Here is a 14,738-nt window from a genome sequence, read left to right as displayed (position 1 = left end):
CGAAGATGACGAGACCATGTCCATCAGACCGCCGGCAGGCGAACCAAGGGCGTCAACAGATGAACACCGCCAACCCCTGGAGTGCGAGCCGTGGTTCCACCAAGTAATCGACGAGGGCCGGAGCACGGAGCGGAACCGCGGAAATCTCCGCGGCCGGCCGGATTCGAGCAGCGGACGCAGGCCAAAGTGGACCGGATTCTGGTGCGTCCCGAGTTCCGGGAAAGTGTCGAGCAGCTGATGCGAGGCCAGTGGCGCGAACCCGTGATCGCGCTACGCATGGACGAGAACTGCGACCCCGGATTCGACGTGCCCGGCAGGCGGCTGGACGGCACCGTCAAGGGGAAGCGGCTCGTCCGCCGTTTCTTCTGGAACATCGCACGCGGCATGGCCGGCCTCGTCATCAACGTTTTCATGCTCTTCACCGCCGGCGGCGTGGGAAACCCGTTCCGGCGGGAGATCCGGGTGACCGGCCCGGCGGACGCGATGGCACTCGACCTCCTGGACAAGCTCCGGCGCGCGAAGGGGCCCTGGCTGGTCTGTTCGCCGTCGAGCCTCGCGGTGGTGGACACCGGATCCACCTACATGGATCCGGCCGACGCCGAGCCGCCCCGAATCCTCTGGCAGGCGCGAAAGCCACAGTGCCCGGAGATCAACCTCCGCACCCGCGCCATCACCTGGCCCGACGGCTCCAAGTTCAAGTTCCCGCTGTACCGCTCCGAAGGGCAGCACCTTCAGAAGTACTACGGGCCCTCGTACACCATCGACTGGCACGGCCGTTCCGACAGCGGACCTGAATGAGCCACACGGGCGGGGACGGATGTCAGGTCCGTCCCCGCCCGCCGTGGTCAGTTGTTCGGAACCGGGATCTTCCACACGCTGCGGCCGAACGTCGCCGCGTAGATCGTGCGGTGGTCTCCGGTGATCTTGATGTCGAACACCGGGGTGTCGGGCAGGCCGTTGCCGAGGCGCTTCCAGTTCTTCTTGTCGTTCTTGTCGTAGAAGATGCCGTAGTCGGTCGCCGCGTACAGCTGGTGGCTCACCTGGTCGTAGGTGAGCATCTCGACCGGCGCGTTCGGCAGTTTGCCGCTGATGTTGTGCCAGCTGTCGCCGCCGTTCGTGGTCTCCCACACGTTCGCCGCGGTGTCGCCTTCCCGGTAGCCGGAGTAGGCGACGTACACATGGCCGGCGTCGGCGGGGTCGACGACGATCGCGTTGACCCACCGGACCGGGAGTCCCTTGCCCGTGAACTCGGTCCAGTGCGCGCCGAGGTCGGTCGTCCTCCACAGCCGGCCGGTGTCGGTGCCCACGTAGATCGTGTTTCCGTCCGCCTTGGCCGGCGCGATCGAGGTGATCGTGGCGTACTGGTTCGCGTAGAACGGTCCCTGGTCGTCCTCGTCCGGCGGCACCGGGCCGGTCAGGTAGTCACCGGGCGGGCTGATCTGGGTGAACGTCGCGCCGCGGTCGGTCGAGCGGTCCAGCACGTTGCCGCCGAAGTACAGCACCGACGGGTTGCTCGGGTCGAGCACGATCGGGGCGTCCGTCGTGATGCGCGCGGAATGCCGCTGCCCGAACCGGAAACCGCGTGAGGTGCCGTCGCTGTCCTCGTGCCGCGTGCACACGCCGACCTGCGAGCACTCGTAGTAGATGTCGTGGTCGCTCGGGTCGATCAGGACGTTGTGCCCGTCGCCGCCGCCGTAGGCGTTCCACTGCGACAGGTCCGACGCGCCGGCGGTGTTGGTCCAGGTACGGACGCTGCCGTTGTCCTGGAGGCCCGAGACGAGCCGGTTCGGGTCGTCCGCCGCCACCGCGAGGTGGTACGACTGGTTCCACGGCGCGTACGTCGCATGGACCCAGGAGCCGCTCGCGCCGTTCCTGTCCGAACGGTAGATCCCGCCGTCGTTGCCGAGGTAGATCCGGTCGGCCACCTTCGGGTCCCACTGCATCGCGTGCTGGTCCGAATGCACGCCGCCCGAGTCGGACCACGTGGCGCCGCCGTCCTTGGACTCACGCAGGCTGACGTCGGCGCTGAAGAGGTGGTTCTCGTCCTTCGGATCCACCCACATGCGCCCGAACCACCACTGGTAGCCACCCGAGGAGCCGGGCCGGCCGCCGGGCGTGAAGGTGTCGCCGCCGTCATTGGAAACGTAGAAACCCTTGTCCGGACCGTACGGGCTGCCGCTGACCACGTACACGCGCTTGGGATCGTTCGGGGCGATCGCGACACCGATCCGGCCGAGACTCGCGTCGCTCTTCAGGCCGGTGCCGGTGGTGTCGGCCGGGTGCGTGCCGACGACGTTCTCCAGCCGCTTCCAGTGGTCGCCGCCGTCGTCGGAGCGGAACAGGCCGGAGCCGACCCCGCCGTACACCCGCGCGCCGTTGTTGCGCTTGTGGTCCCACAACACGGCGTAGACGCGGTCGCCGTTCGTCGGGTCGAGCGCCAGGTCGATGCCGCCCGTGGTGTTGTTCGGCGTCTTGAGCACCAGGTTCCAGCTCTTGCCGTCGGGACCGAGCCGGTAGACGCCCCGCTGACCGGCCGTGCCGGACAGGTTGCCGGCGGCCGCGACGAAGACACGCTTCGGGTTCGCCGGATCGACGACGATCTTCCCGATCGCGCCGCTGTCGGTGAGACCCCACTGCTTCCAGTGCGCACCGCCGTCGGTCGACTTGTAGACGCCGTCGCCGAAGAACGTCAGGCCGCCGCCGGACGGGTTCGCCTCACCGGTGCCGGCCCACAGTGCGCCGTCGGAGCCGAGCGCGATGGCCCCCATCGTCTGCGTCTGGTCCACCGGCCAGGCCGGGGTGAAGGTCTTACCGGCGTCGATGCTCCTCCAGATGCCGCCGCCCGACACCGCCACGTAGAACGTGTTGGGGTGGTTCGGGTCCACGACGAGGTCGGTGACCCGGCCGCCGACGTTGGTGGGTCCGACCTGCCCCCAGTTCCCGCCGCCGGGCTTCAGCGCCCTGGCCTGCGTCCGGGCGCGCTTGATCTGGTCCGGCTCGACGTCGTGGCCGGAGGTGAACTTCTGCGTGAGGTACTCGGCCGGAGCCGTCGGACCGCCGTCTTCCTCCTCTTCCTCCCCGCCCTCTTCTTCTCCTTCGTCTTTTCCGCCGTCGGCATCGCCGTGTACGCGTTCGGCGGCGGCTTCGCTCCGATCGCCGCCGCTCGCGTTGTTCGCTGCGGTGAGCCCGTGGACGAAGAGAGCAACGATCGCGAGGGAGAGCACGCTCGCGAGGATGAGTCTCGGAGTGGTCCAGCGTTGCCGCAGTTCAGGGGGCGAGTCCGGTGCGCCGTGTCCGGTCTCGCCTGGATGATCGTCCGTCATTGCGCCTCCTGGCCGTCGGCGTGGTTCCCGGCCAGACGGTAAAGATCAGACAGGCGCGCGTCATCAGGCACAGGGTGTCCGATATTGGACAAAACGCTGCCACGGCCGCTGTCGTCGCCACGGCCGCCATCGGCAGGCCACCCCGGCACCGGGATTCGTGATCTGCGACCGGGAACCGGTTTTTCACGCGTCACCCGTCGCCACGTGAGTAACTGCGGTCCGCACGTGGCGAGCCGCCCCGTAGAGTAAAAAACATTGGGGCCGATGCGTTTTGTGGTTTTCGGTTATCAGGGGGGCGCGGTGATACCACTGCTACGGCCGGGCAGCGTCACCGGCCGTCGTATGTTGACTGTGAGCTGCGTGTTCTTGCTGGTCATCGTCGGCGTACTCGGAGTGCTATATACGACGATCGCCAATTTGAATGACTCGACAAGCCGGGTGAGACATTCGAAGGCGCTGCTTATCTCGGCTGACCGCCTCGAACGACTGGCCGCCGACTTGGAAAGGGACAAGCGCGGCTTCATCATGACCGGCGACAAGCGCTTCTCGCAGCCGTGGAACACCGCTCGCGCCGCCTTCGCCGCCGAGTCCGCCGAGCTGCGGCGGCACGCCGAGGCGGCCGGTCCGGCCCAGCGCACGCGCGCCGCCGAGATCGTTCGAGTGAGCTCCTCCTACCTGGCCGCTCAACGAAACCCCTCGGCGACGAGCGTCGATCCCCGGGGCGACGAAGGAGAGCGGGGTCTGGGTGACCTTCGGACGCGGTTCGATGGTTTCGCGGCCGCGCAGCGCGAAGCCATCGAGGTGGAGTCCGCGAACGCGAACGCCGCGGCGACCCGCACTGTGATCATCTCTCTGATCGGCGCGGCGATGTGCCTCCTCTCGGTCCCTCTCTTCGCCGGTCATCTGAGCCGGACGGTCGTACGGCCCGTCCGCCGCGTCTCCGCGATGGCCGCTGATCTTGCCCGGGGCGAGCTCACGGTGCGGGTACCCGAGACCTCGCCCGGTGAGATCGGTGTCCTCGAACGCTCCTTCAACACGATCGCCGGCGTCCTCGAGGAGAGCTGCGCCACCGTCCAGAGAAACGCCGAGGAGCAGCGGGCGCTGAAGCGCATCGCCACCCTCGTCACGCGAAGTGCCCCGCCGGAGGCGATATTCAACGCGGCGGCGGCTGAGATGGGCCGCGTCCTGGGCCTGATGTACGGCGTGACAGAACGCTTCGAACCCGACAGCACTTTCACCGTCCTCGGCGCGTGGGGCGTGGCGGAGCCGGTGGTCCCCATCGGCTCACGGTGGCCCCTGGAGGGGGAGACCGTGGCGTCACAGATCATGCGGACCGGCCGGCCTGCGCGGATCACCTACGGTGACGCCACCAGCGACATCGCCCGGTGGTGCCACGAACACGGCTTCAAGTCCGGAGTCGGCTGCCCGATCGTGGTGGACCGACGACTTTGGGGCATGGTGTTCGTCCTCAGCAAGTCCGACGATCCGATGCCCGAAGGCACTGAGAAGCGCATGGTGGAGTTCACCGAGCTCATCGGCACCGCGATCGCCAGTGCCGAAAGCCGCGAACAGCTGCGGGCGTCCCGCGCACGCATGGTGACCGCCTCCGACGCGACGCGCCGCCGTATCGAACGCAATCTGCACGACAGCACGCAGCAGCACCTCATCTCACTCGGCCTGGAACTGTGCGCCATCCAAGAACTGGTGCCGGCCGGCCAGGCCAGACAACGGCTGGCGGCGTCCTCCCGCCGGTTGACCGAGATCGTCGAGGACCTGCGGGAGATCTCCCGCGGCCTGCACCCGGCGATCCTGTCACGCAGCGGACTCGAGACGGCGCTCAAGGCGCTCCGGCACCGCTCCAGCCTCCCGATCGAGCTGGACCTGAACCTCCCCGGCCGCCTGCCCGAGCCCGCCGAGGTGGCCGCCTACTACACGGTGTCCGAGGCGGTGACCAACGCGACCAAACACGCGAACGCGTCCGCCGTCCACGTCGCCATGCAGGTAAGGGACGGGACCGTACACCTGTGCGTCCGCGACGACGGCGTCGGCGGGGCCGACTTCGGCGAAGGCTCGGGTCTCATCGGTATCCGAGATCGCGTTGAGGCCCTGGGCGGGCGCATCGACCTCACCAGCCCCGCCGGGAAGGGAACCTCTCTGCACGCGGAGATCCCCATCGACTGACCGCTTCTCAGCGCTGCGTGGTTCCGGCCTCCAGGTCGAGCAGTGACAGCTCGGCGCGGGTCGGCAGGCCCTCCCAGTCACCGGTGGAGGCCACGGCGAACGCTCCGCAGGCGGCCGCCCGCTCGAGCCGGTCGGGCACGGAAAGGTTCTCGAGCGTCGCGGACAGCAGCCCCGCGACGAACGCGTCACCGGCGCCGATCGTGTCGGCCACCCGCACCCTGTGGGCCGGGCGGTCGACCCGGCCGTCGGCGCCGTACAGTGACGCGCCGCGCGCTCCTCGCTTGATGACGACCTCGGCGACGCCGGCGGCGAGCAGCGCGGCGACCCGGTCCTCCTCGTTACGAGCGTCCGCCGGCGCCGCCAGATGCAGCTCGTCCTCGGAGGCGACCAGCAGACGCGCGTGGGGTGCCAACCGGCGCAGGCACTCCCCCGCCGCGCTCTCCGTCCACAGCCGGCGCCGGAAGTTCACATCGAGACTGATCGGTATGCCGGTGCGGCGCGCCTGCGCGACCGCGGCGTCGACGGCTCCCCGTGCTCGGTCGCCGAGCGCCGGGGTGATCCCGGTCAGGTGCACCCAGGACGGCGGTGGGCGGAAGCCGGCCGTGACGTCCTCGGCGGACACGGTGGAGCCGGCGGATCCGGAACGGTGATAGATGACGCCGCTGAGGTCGCTGATTCGACGTTCGACGACCATGACCCCCGTCTGGCGGTCCGCGTCGACTCGAACCGCCTCCAGCGTGACGCCCTCGGCGCGCAGCGTCCGGAGTACCAGCGCGCCGAGCTCGTCGGCGCCGACGACGCCCACCCAGCTGACGCGGTGGCCGAGCCGGGCGAGGCCGATGGCCACGTTGCTCTCCGCGCCCGCGACCGACAGCGACATCGCTCCGCCGAGCCGCAGTGGCGCGACCGCCCGCATCGAGGCCATGGTCTCGCCGACGGTGAGAACGTCGGTCACGGCCGGCGCGCCTCGTCGACGGCGGCGCGGAAGGCCGACGCCCGAGCGGCGAGCGCGGTCAGATCTCCGCCGCGTGGTGCGTCGCCGAGCAGAGGCGACGCGGCGCCCACGGCGATCGCTCCGCAGGCCAGGTACTCCCGAGCGGCGTCCAGATCGACGCCACCGACCGGTACGACGTCGGTGTGCGGCAGCGGGTCGCGCAGCGCGCGCAGGTACGACGGGCCGAACGCCGACGCGGGGAACAACTTGACGATGTGGCCGGCCTGGTCCGCCGCGATCACCTCGGTCGGGGTGAGGCATCCCGCGAGGACCGGCATGCCGAGCCGAGCGGCCTCGTCGACGCCGGGGCCGGAGCCGGGCGTGACGACGAACGTGGCGCCGGCGTCCTGGACGCGGCGGGCGTCGGCCGCGGTGAGCACGGTGCCGGCGCCGAGGGTGATCCCGAGGTCGGCGGCCGCCAGCCGCGTGATGATCTTCGCAGCGTCGGTGCTGGTGAGGGATACCTCGACCAGTCGGATGCCGGCATCGGCGAGCACCTCGACCGAGGCGACACACGCATCGGGGTCGGTGCCGCGGACGATCGCCAGCAGCCCATCGCTCCGGAGCAGGGATCTGAGGTCGTCAGTGGCTACCATGCGGTGAATGCTCCATTCTCGTCGCGCCAGATCGGGTTGCGCCAGGCGTGGCCGGTCTTGTCGGCACGCCGGACGCCGGCCTCGTCGATCTCGACGCCGAGGCCGGGACCGGTGGGCAGCGACGCGTAACCGCCGGTGAAGTCGAACGGGCGGCGGTCGGTGACGTAGTCGAGCAGGTCGGCGCCCTGGTTGTAGTGGATGCCGGCGCTCTGCTCCTGGATCAGGAAGTTCGGCGTCGTGAACGCCACCTGCAGGCTCGCGGCCAACGCGATCGGCCCGAGCGGACAGTGGGGGGCGAGCAGCACGTCGAACGTCTCGGCCAGTGCCGCGATCCGGCGGACCTCGGTGATGCCGCCGGCATGCGACAGGTCCGGCTGCGCCACCGCGATACCCGCCTGCAGCGACCCCAGGAACTCCGACCGCGAGTAGAGCCGTTCCCCGCAGGCGATGGGCACGCTGCTGCACGCGACGACCTCGGCGAGCCGCCCTCCGTGCTCGGGTAGCACGGGCTCCTCGGCGAACAGCGGATGCAGGGGCGCGAGCGCGACGAGCAGGCGCTTGGCGTCGGCGACGCTCACGCGGCCGTGGAAGTCCAGGGCCATGTCGCGCTCCGGCCCGAGTACCTCGCGGACCGTCTCCGCGCGCTCGATCACCGCCCGGGTGTCGGCCGGCGAGGCCGCGGACGGGAACGGGCCGGAGGCGTTCATCTTGACCGCGGTGAAACCGTGCTCGATCTGTTCCTGGACCGCGTCGCGAAGCTCCGCGGGCTCGTCGCCGCCGACCCAGGAGTACATCCGGACCCGGTCGCGGACCTGGCCGCCGAGCAGGGCGTGCACCGGCAGGCCGAGCGACTTTCCGGCGATGTCCCACAGGGCCTGGTCCAGCCCGGCCACCGCGCTGGAGATCTCCGGGCCGCCGCGGTAGAAGCCGCCCTTGGTCATCACCTGCCAGTGGTCCTGGATGCGCATGGGATCGCGGCCGACCAGGTACTCCGCGAACAGTTCCACCGCCGTGCGGACGACCTCCGCGCGCCCTTCGACGACGGGCTCGCCCCAGCCGACGACGCCGTCGTCGGTCTCGACGCGGCAGAACAGCCATCGCGGCGGGACGAGGAAGGTCTCGATCCGTTCAATCCTCACGCGGTTCCTCCCCGTGCTGTCGCGACGCCGCAGCCCGCTGCGAGTCGGCCTGCGCCTTGTTCAGCAGGTCTCGTACCGCCCGCTCGGCCGCGGCGGGACTACCGTCGCGGACCGCGCTCAGCACCGCCGCGTGGCTGGGGATCGCGTCGTCGATGTGGCCGGCCGCGTGCACGATCTGGTCACGTCGTGCGAGGCCGACCTCCAGCACGATCTCCATCTGTTCCAGCAGTTCGTTATGCGTCGCCACCAGCAGCGCGCGGTGGAACGCCAGGTCCGCGGAGACCGCCGGCTCGGGGCCGTCGGCCGCCACCATCGCGTTCAGCGCGCGTTCCAGCCGTTCGAGGTCGGCGTCGGTGCGGCGTTCGGCGGCGAGCCGCGCCGCCGCCGGCTCGATGATCTCCCGTACCTCGTCGAGCTGCGCCAGGAACCGGTGGTCGACGCCGTCGGCGAACCGCCACCGGATGACGTCCGCGTCCAGCAGGTGCCAGTTGGCGCGCGGCTGGACGAACGTGCCCCGCTTCTGCCTCGCGTCCACCAGGCCCTTCGCGCCCAGCACCTTCAACGCCTCTCGCACCGCCGTCAGGCTGATGTCGAGCTCCTCCTCCAGCGCGTTGACGTTGATGGTGGCGCCTTCGGGCAGCTCGCCGCTCACGATGCGATGGCCGATGATCTCGACGACCTCGCCGTGCAGTCCGCGACGGCGCCTCGAGGCGCGGGTCGGTGATCCGCCGTCCGGCTCGGATGCCGGCTCGACTCGGGCGCTCTCACTCATGCGGAGTCCTTCACGACACTCCACCCGCCGTCGACGGTCAGGGTGGCACCGGTAACGAAAGACGCTCGGGGGGACGCCAGGAACCCGATCGCCTCGGCGATCTCCTCCGGCTGCCCGAACCGGCGCAGCACGGTGGCCTCGATGCTCGCCTGGCGGTCCGGTTCGGAGACCCGGTCCCACGCTCGGGTCAGGATCGGACCGGGCACGACGCAGTTGACCCGCACATCGGGTCCGTACTCGACCGCGAGCTGCCGGGTGAGCGCGGTGAGCCCGCCCTTGGCCGCCGCGTAGGCGGGATGCCCGGGCAGGCCGACGACGGCGTGCACCGACGAGATCACGACGACGTTGCCGTGCCTCTCCCGCAGGTACGGCAGGCAGGCCCGGACTCCGAGGAACGTTCCGGTCAGGTTCACGGCGAGCTGCCGGTCCCACGACGCCAGGCTCAGCCGGTCGGCGGGCGCCACTTCGACGGTGCCCGCGTTGCTGACCAGGACGTCGAGACCACCGAAGCTGCCGACCGCGAGGTCGACGACCCGCTGCCAGTCGTTCTCCGAGGCGGCGTCGGCGGAGATGTACGAGGCGGTGCCGCCGTCGGCGGCGATCGCGGCGACGACCTGTTCACCGCGCGGATCGACGTCGCACACCAGCACGGCCGCGCCCTGCGCGGCGACGTGCCGGGCGGCCGCCGCTCCGATACCGGCGGCCGCGCCGGTGACGACGACGACGCGTCGGTCGAAATCCGAGGCTGTCACGATGAGGTACTCCCAGAGTCTCGCAGCGTCGGGCTGATCATCGCATTGTCGAGCGCCGAGGCGGGTCCCATCGGACGCGCCACCCGGAGCTCGACGGCGTGCGCTCCGGGCTGAGCCGTCAGGCGGACGTCGAACGACAGCTCACCACCGGCCCGGGCGGCCGCGACGGGACGCTCGGCGAGCGGCCGGCCGTCGGCGCCGAGGACCCGGCAGAGCACGTCGCCGTCGGCGAATGTGGCGTAGCCGCCGGTGAGCCGCAGGCCGGTGGCGGTGTTCTCCGCGGTCAGGTCGCGCAACACGACGCCCGCCGGGCGGACGCGGCGCGGCGTACCGGCACTGCGGCAGACCGACAGCCGTACGGTCAGCTCGGTGTGCTCGCCGGGTGCGAGGTCCGCGAGCCGGCCCACCACCTCGCTCTCCAGGATTCGGGCGGTGGGTCGCAGGCCGCCGAGCGACTCGATGCCCCGCTCCTGCGGGCACTCCAGCCACACCTCGGCGCGCGCCCCGTCGTCGGGGTACAGCCCGGCCGGGTCGACGGCGAAGTGCTGGGTGACGGTGTACCCGCCACTGACCGTGGCGAGCCAGCCCGACGCCCCGGGCAGCGCCAGCTTGCCGACCACGTCCTGGCCTTCGACGCGGGCGACGCCGGCGTCGACCGTCCACGCCGGCAGACCGGTGCCGGCGAGCAGCCCGCGGACCGGTGCCGCGCTGTCGTCCACCCCGGCGAACCAGCCGTCGCCGGCCACCGGCCCGGGCAGTTGGAGCACGTTCCACGGCGCCCATCGCACCGGGCGACCACCGGTGTTGACCAGCCGGTGGGTGACCGTGACCGTGCTGGTGCCGGTCTCGACGTCGACCTCCCGTACGACGGTCAGGCCGCTGCGCGGATCGGCGTCGCTGGTCATGGTGAGCCGGGCGCGCCCGCCGTACTCGGCGACCGTCCAGCCGTAGGGGCCGGAATCCAGCACGGGGTCGGGCGGGCCGGCCCACTGCCCGGGGCCGTCCCAGCCCTGCGGCGCCGGCCAGGTCTTGTCGCCGCCGTAGTTGCGCCAGGTGGCCATCGTGCCGTCGGGCTCCGGGCCGTGGTCGGGCCGGCGGTGCAGGCGTTCGTCGAGCAGCGCGTCGTTGCGGTAGAGCACCTCGCGGCCGGCGAGGCGGAGCGCGAGAACGCGTCCGCCCAGCGCGGGCACCGCGCCCAGCTCGATCGCTCCCGCGCGCAGCCAGACGACCTCGTCGGGTCCGGACGTGTCGGCGCTGACCTCGACGGACCCTGATGGGACGTCAGTCATGAGGTTGGTACCCCGGGATCAGCACGACCTTGCCGCGGCTCTCCCCCGCCGCGAGCCGGTACGCGTCGTCCGCCTGGTCGAGGTCGAACCGGTCGCTGACGACGGTCTCCGGACGCAGGCCCCAGCGCACCAGGTCGGCGGTGATCTGCTCCATCCCCTGCACCGAGGTGACCCACGACGCGTACAGCGTGAGCTGCTTGTGCAGCAGGGCGTCGGACACCTCGGTCTCCAGCGTCCCGCCCTCACCGACCAGCGACACCCGGCCCCACTCGGCCGCCGACTCGATCGCGGTGCCGCGACCGGCCCGGCTGCCCGAGCAGTCGATGACGGCCTGGGCGCCGACTCCAGAGGTCACCTGGGCGACCGACTCGGCGGCGTCGTTCGGGTGGGCGGTCGCGTCGAACAGCTTCAGGCCGTCGGCCCAGCCGCGCCGGACGGCGCTGGGCTCGATGCCGATGACACGCCGCGCGCCCATGCCCCGGGCGATCATTCCCGCGGCCAGGCCGACCGGGCCGAGCCCCACCACGACCACGTCGTCGGCACCCGCTACGCCCAGCCGGTGCAGCCCCTCGTACGCGGTGCCGAAGCCGCAGGCGATCAGCGCGCCGTCGACGAACGACAGCTCGTCGGGAAGCGCGATCGCGGTGCGTTCGTCCACCAGGATGTAGTCGGCGTGGCCGCCGTCGCGCTGCCAGCCGTAGGCCGCGCGGGTCGACCCGGTGCAGCTGATCATCCAGCCGCCCCGGCAGTTGTGGCATACCCCGCACCCGACGATGTGGTACGCCAGGATCCGGTCGCCGGCGCCGAAGCGCCGCGTCCGCGGGCCGGCGGCGACGACGGTCCCGGCGGGCTCGTGCCCGGCCACCACGCCGCGGTACGCGGCGCCCTCCTCACCGCGATGGCCCTTGTAGCCGCGATAGATATAGCCGATGTCGCTGCCGCAGATGCCGGACGCGCCGACACGTACCAGCAGTTCGCCCGGGCCCGGCTCGGGGACCTCGACGTCGCGGACGACCGCGGTGGAGTCGCCGGGTAGGTAAACGCCGCGCATGCGCTGCGGGATGTCGGACATGGTCACACTTTCAAGTCGAGGTTGATGGTGGCTGTCGTCAGGAGGTCAATCGGTTGCGACGGCCGAGCAGGACGTTGACCAGCACGGCGAGCACGATGATGACGCCGCGAACCACGTCCTGGAGGAACTGGTTGACGCCCAGCAGGACCAGGCCGTTGCCGATCAGCGTGATGAAGATGACGCCCAGAGCGGTGGCCAGGATCGATCCCGAACCGCCGGCCAGCGCCGTGCCGCCGATGACGACCGCCGCGATGACGTCGAACTCGAGGCCCATCGCCGCCCCGCCGTTGCCCGAGCCGAGGCGGGCGGCGAGCAGCACACCGGTGATGGCGGCGAGAAGGCCGTTCACGGCGAACAGCGAGATCCGGATCCGCTTGACGGCGATGCCGGCCAGTTCGGCGGCGCGGGGGTTGCCTCCCAGCGCGTAGACCGCTCGGCCGTACGGCGTCTTCAGGGCGATGACGAGGAAGACGACCAGGAGCAGGATCATCACCACGGCGGGGGTCGGTACGCCGGCCACGGATCCGGCCAGGAAGTCGAAGAACCCCGAGTCCGGCAGCGGGACCGGCAACGCGTTGCTGATGAACTGGGCGAGACCGCGCAGCGCGCTGTACACGCCCAGCGTGGCGATGAAGGCCGGGACGTTGTACTGCGCCCGTAGGAAGCCGGCGAACGCGCCGATGGCGCTGCCGATCACCAGCGTCAGGACGACCGCCAGCGGCACTCCGAGTCCCCAGGCCGTCGCGCCCTTGGCCACCATCACCGACCCGAACGCCACCGCCGGGCCGATCGAGATGTCGATGTCACCGGCGATGATGACCAGGGTCATGCCCCAGGCGGCGATGCCGATCTGTGCGGCGTCGCGCAGGATGCCCAGTTGGTTGCCGCTGGTGAGGAAGCCGCCCGCCTTCGTGCCCAGCACGATGTACAACACGATGATGGCGGCGAGGAGGCCGAGCTCGTTGACGCCTCGGCTCAGTCTCATCCGGCGTGCCTGTCGCTGCGCGTCGACGGTCGCCGTTTGGGTCTGCACGGTCGAACTCACTCTGACTCCCCGGTGGTGGACGCGGCCGCGCTCCCGGTGCCGTCGGCCAGGGTGGCGGCGAAGATTGCCGATTCGGTGATGTCGGCGCCGGTCAGCTCCGTGGCGATCGCACCGTCGCGCAGTACGACGACGCGGCTGCAGACCAGCGGCAGTTCCTCGAGCTCGTTCGAGACGAACACGATGCTGACGCCGTCGTCGGCCAGTTTGCGCACCAGGTCGTAGATCTGGGCTTTGGCCTGCACGTCGACGCCGCGGGTCGGCTCGTCCAGCAGCAGCACGCGACTGCCGCGGTGCAGCCACCGGGCGATCACGGCCTTCTGCTGGTTGCCGCCCGACAGCGCGCCGATCGGCACGCCGACGTCCGGGGTGCGGACCGACAGCGCGGACACCAGCTTCGCGGCCGCCGCGCGCTGACGCCCGGTGGACAGCAGCGGTCCCCGGCGCACCGAGCCGCGATCGGCGAGGACGATGTTCTCGTCGACGCCGAGCAGCGGGACGATGCCGTCGGTCTTGCGCTCCTCCGGTGTGAGCCCGACGCCGCGACGGATCATGTCCCGGATCGACCAGCGGCGAAGCTCCTCACCGAAGACCGTGAGGGTGCCGGACGCGGGCGGCAGGAGCCCGGCGATCGACCGGAGCAGCTCGCTACGGCCCGATCCCAGCACGCCGGCGATGCCGAGGATCTCCCCCTCATGCACGTCGAAGCTGACGTCGCGCACCTTGGGCGGCACCGAGAGTTCGCGTACCGACAGGACGACCGGCCGGTCCGTCGCCGGCGCGGACGTGTGGCGTGCCGTCGCCTCGGTGGCGCTCGCGGCGTCGCCGAGCATCAATGAGACGATCTCGTCGCTGCTGGCGCCCTTGGTGTTGACGGTCTCGACGAGGCGGCCGTCGCGCATGACCGAGGCGGAGTGCGCGATCTGCCTGATCTCGTTCAGCCGGTGGCTGACGTAGATGATGGCCACGCCCGTCGCGGCGATCCGGGTCACCGCCTGAAGCACCACGTCGACCGCCGCGGCGGCCAGCGAACTCGTCGGCTCATCGAGGATCAGCAGCTTCGGCGATCCGCGAAGAGCCCGCGCGATCTCCACCATCTGCTGCTCGGCCACGGGCAGCGCTCCCACGGGCATGCCCGGGTCGACCTTCACGCCGAGTTCCACCAGCGCGGCGTCCGCGGCGTCCTTCATGTGCGCGGTCCGCACGAGACCGCCCCGCCCGGTCGGCAGCGCGCCGAGGTGGTAGTTCTCGGCCACGCTGAGCTTCGGGATGAGGCTGAGCTCCTGGTACACGGTGGCGACGCCGAGCTGGCTCGCCTCGCGGCTGCCGCCGCCGGTGAGCGCCGTGCCCGCGATCTCGACCGTTCCCTCGTCGGCCTTCTCGACCCCGGACAGCAGCCGGATCAGCGTCGACTTGCCCGCGCCGTTCTTGCCGAGCAGTGCGCGCACCTCGCCGGGGTGCACCTCGAAGTCGACGTGATCGAGCGCGAGGACGCCGGGGTAGCGGCGGACCGCTCCCCGGGTCCGGGCCACCGGGTCGGAGCCGCGCTCCGACCCGGCGCCCCGGGCCACAGGTTGA

12 protein-coding genes are annotated in these 14,738 nt (G+C 71.0%); 2 read left to right on the top strand and 10 right to left on the bottom strand.

The window, feature by feature from the left end:
- The first annotated feature begins 186 nt into the window (after nucleotides 1-186).
- A complete protein-coding gene (locus tag ACQEV1_RS22280; protein ID WP_433395753.1) occupies nucleotides 187-798 on the top strand; it encodes a hypothetical protein in 612 nt (203 codons plus the stop codon).
- A gap of 47 nt (nucleotides 799-845) precedes the next feature.
- Here ACQEV1_RS22280 and ACQEV1_RS22275 read toward each other — a convergent pair whose 3' ends face one another.
- Nucleotides 846-3,323 carry a WD40/YVTN/BNR-like repeat-containing protein gene (locus ACQEV1_RS22275; protein WP_285619607.1) on the bottom strand — a complete coding sequence of 826 codons (2,478 nt, stop codon included), beginning with the start codon at nucleotides 3,321-3,323 and terminating at the stop codon, nucleotides 846-848.
- Between the two features lie 360 nt (nucleotides 3,324-3,683).
- On the opposite strand from ACQEV1_RS22275, the gene ACQEV1_RS22270 reads away from it, so the two are divergent.
- Nucleotides 3,684-5,504 carry a HAMP domain-containing protein gene (locus ACQEV1_RS22270; RefSeq protein WP_433395750.1) on the top strand — a complete coding sequence of 607 codons (1,821 nt, stop codon included), beginning with the start codon at nucleotides 3,684-3,686 and terminating at the stop codon, nucleotides 5,502-5,504.
- A 7-nt stretch (nucleotides 5,505-5,511) separates the two neighbouring features.
- Here ACQEV1_RS22270 and ACQEV1_RS22265 read toward each other — a convergent pair whose 3' ends face one another.
- Genes ACQEV1_RS22265 through ACQEV1_RS22225 form a run of 9 tightly spaced genes read right to left on the bottom strand, consistent with a single transcriptional unit; the run spans nucleotide 5,512 to nucleotide 14,731 of the window.
- The gene (locus ACQEV1_RS22265) at nucleotides 5,512-6,459 is read right to left on the bottom strand and encodes a sugar kinase (protein WP_433395749.1); all 948 of its coding nucleotides are present in this window, start codon (nucleotides 6,457-6,459) and stop codon (nucleotides 5,512-5,514) included.
- Nucleotides 6,456-7,094 (bottom strand): bifunctional 4-hydroxy-2-oxoglutarate aldolase/2-dehydro-3-deoxy-phosphogluconate aldolase, encoded by a 639-nt coding sequence (locus ACQEV1_RS22260; protein ID WP_285619613.1) that lies wholly within the window; start codon nucleotides 7,092-7,094, stop codon nucleotides 6,456-6,458. Before ACQEV1_RS22260 ends, ACQEV1_RS22265 begins: the two co-directional genes overlap by 4 nt.
- Nucleotides 7,088-8,233: a galactonate dehydratase gene (gene dgoD, locus ACQEV1_RS22255; RefSeq protein ID WP_285619615.1), complete on the bottom strand. Its 1,146-nt coding sequence runs from the start codon at nucleotides 8,231-8,233 to the stop codon at nucleotides 7,088-7,090. The genes ACQEV1_RS22260 and dgoD overlap by 7 nt, the downstream gene beginning before the upstream one ends.
- On the bottom strand, nucleotides 8,223-9,005 hold the full coding sequence (locus ACQEV1_RS22250) for a FadR/GntR family transcriptional regulator (protein ID WP_433395746.1): 783 nt from the start codon (nucleotides 9,003-9,005) through the stop codon (nucleotides 8,223-8,225). Before ACQEV1_RS22250 ends, dgoD begins: the two co-directional genes overlap by 11 nt.
- Nucleotides 9,002-9,757, bottom strand: a complete 756-nt coding sequence (locus ACQEV1_RS22245) for an SDR family NAD(P)-dependent oxidoreductase (RefSeq protein ID WP_433395744.1) — start codon at nucleotides 9,755-9,757, stop codon at nucleotides 9,002-9,004. The genes ACQEV1_RS22250 and ACQEV1_RS22245 overlap by 4 nt, the downstream gene beginning before the upstream one ends.
- The gene (locus ACQEV1_RS22240; RefSeq protein WP_433395743.1) at nucleotides 9,754-11,046 is read right to left on the bottom strand and encodes a DUF4380 domain-containing protein; all 1,293 of its coding nucleotides are present in this window, start codon (nucleotides 11,044-11,046) and stop codon (nucleotides 9,754-9,756) included. The genes ACQEV1_RS22245 and ACQEV1_RS22240 overlap by 4 nt, the downstream gene beginning before the upstream one ends.
- Nucleotides 11,039-12,118 (bottom strand): zinc-dependent alcohol dehydrogenase family protein, encoded by a 1,080-nt coding sequence (locus ACQEV1_RS22235; RefSeq protein ID WP_433395741.1) that lies wholly within the window; start codon nucleotides 12,116-12,118, stop codon nucleotides 11,039-11,041. Before ACQEV1_RS22235 ends, ACQEV1_RS22240 begins: the two co-directional genes overlap by 8 nt.
- A gap of 37 nt (nucleotides 12,119-12,155) precedes the next feature.
- Nucleotides 12,156-13,163, bottom strand: coding sequence for an ABC transporter permease (locus ACQEV1_RS22230; RefSeq protein ID WP_433395739.1), 1,008 nt, complete (start codon nucleotides 13,161-13,163; stop codon nucleotides 12,156-12,158).
- Nucleotides 13,160-14,731 carry a sugar ABC transporter ATP-binding protein gene (locus tag ACQEV1_RS22225; RefSeq protein ID WP_433395737.1) on the bottom strand — a complete coding sequence of 524 codons (1,572 nt, stop codon included), beginning with the start codon at nucleotides 14,729-14,731 and terminating at the stop codon, nucleotides 13,160-13,162. Before ACQEV1_RS22225 ends, ACQEV1_RS22230 begins: the two co-directional genes overlap by 4 nt.
- Nucleotides 14,732-14,738 lie beyond the last annotated feature (7 nt).

The sequence above is a fragment of the Actinoallomurus sp. CA-142502 genome (assembly GCF_050936355.1).
Classification (GTDB): Bacteria; Actinomycetota; Actinomycetes; order Streptosporangiales; family Streptosporangiaceae; genus Actinoallomurus; species Actinoallomurus iriomotensis.
This window is presented reverse-complemented; position numbering and strand designations above follow the sequence as displayed.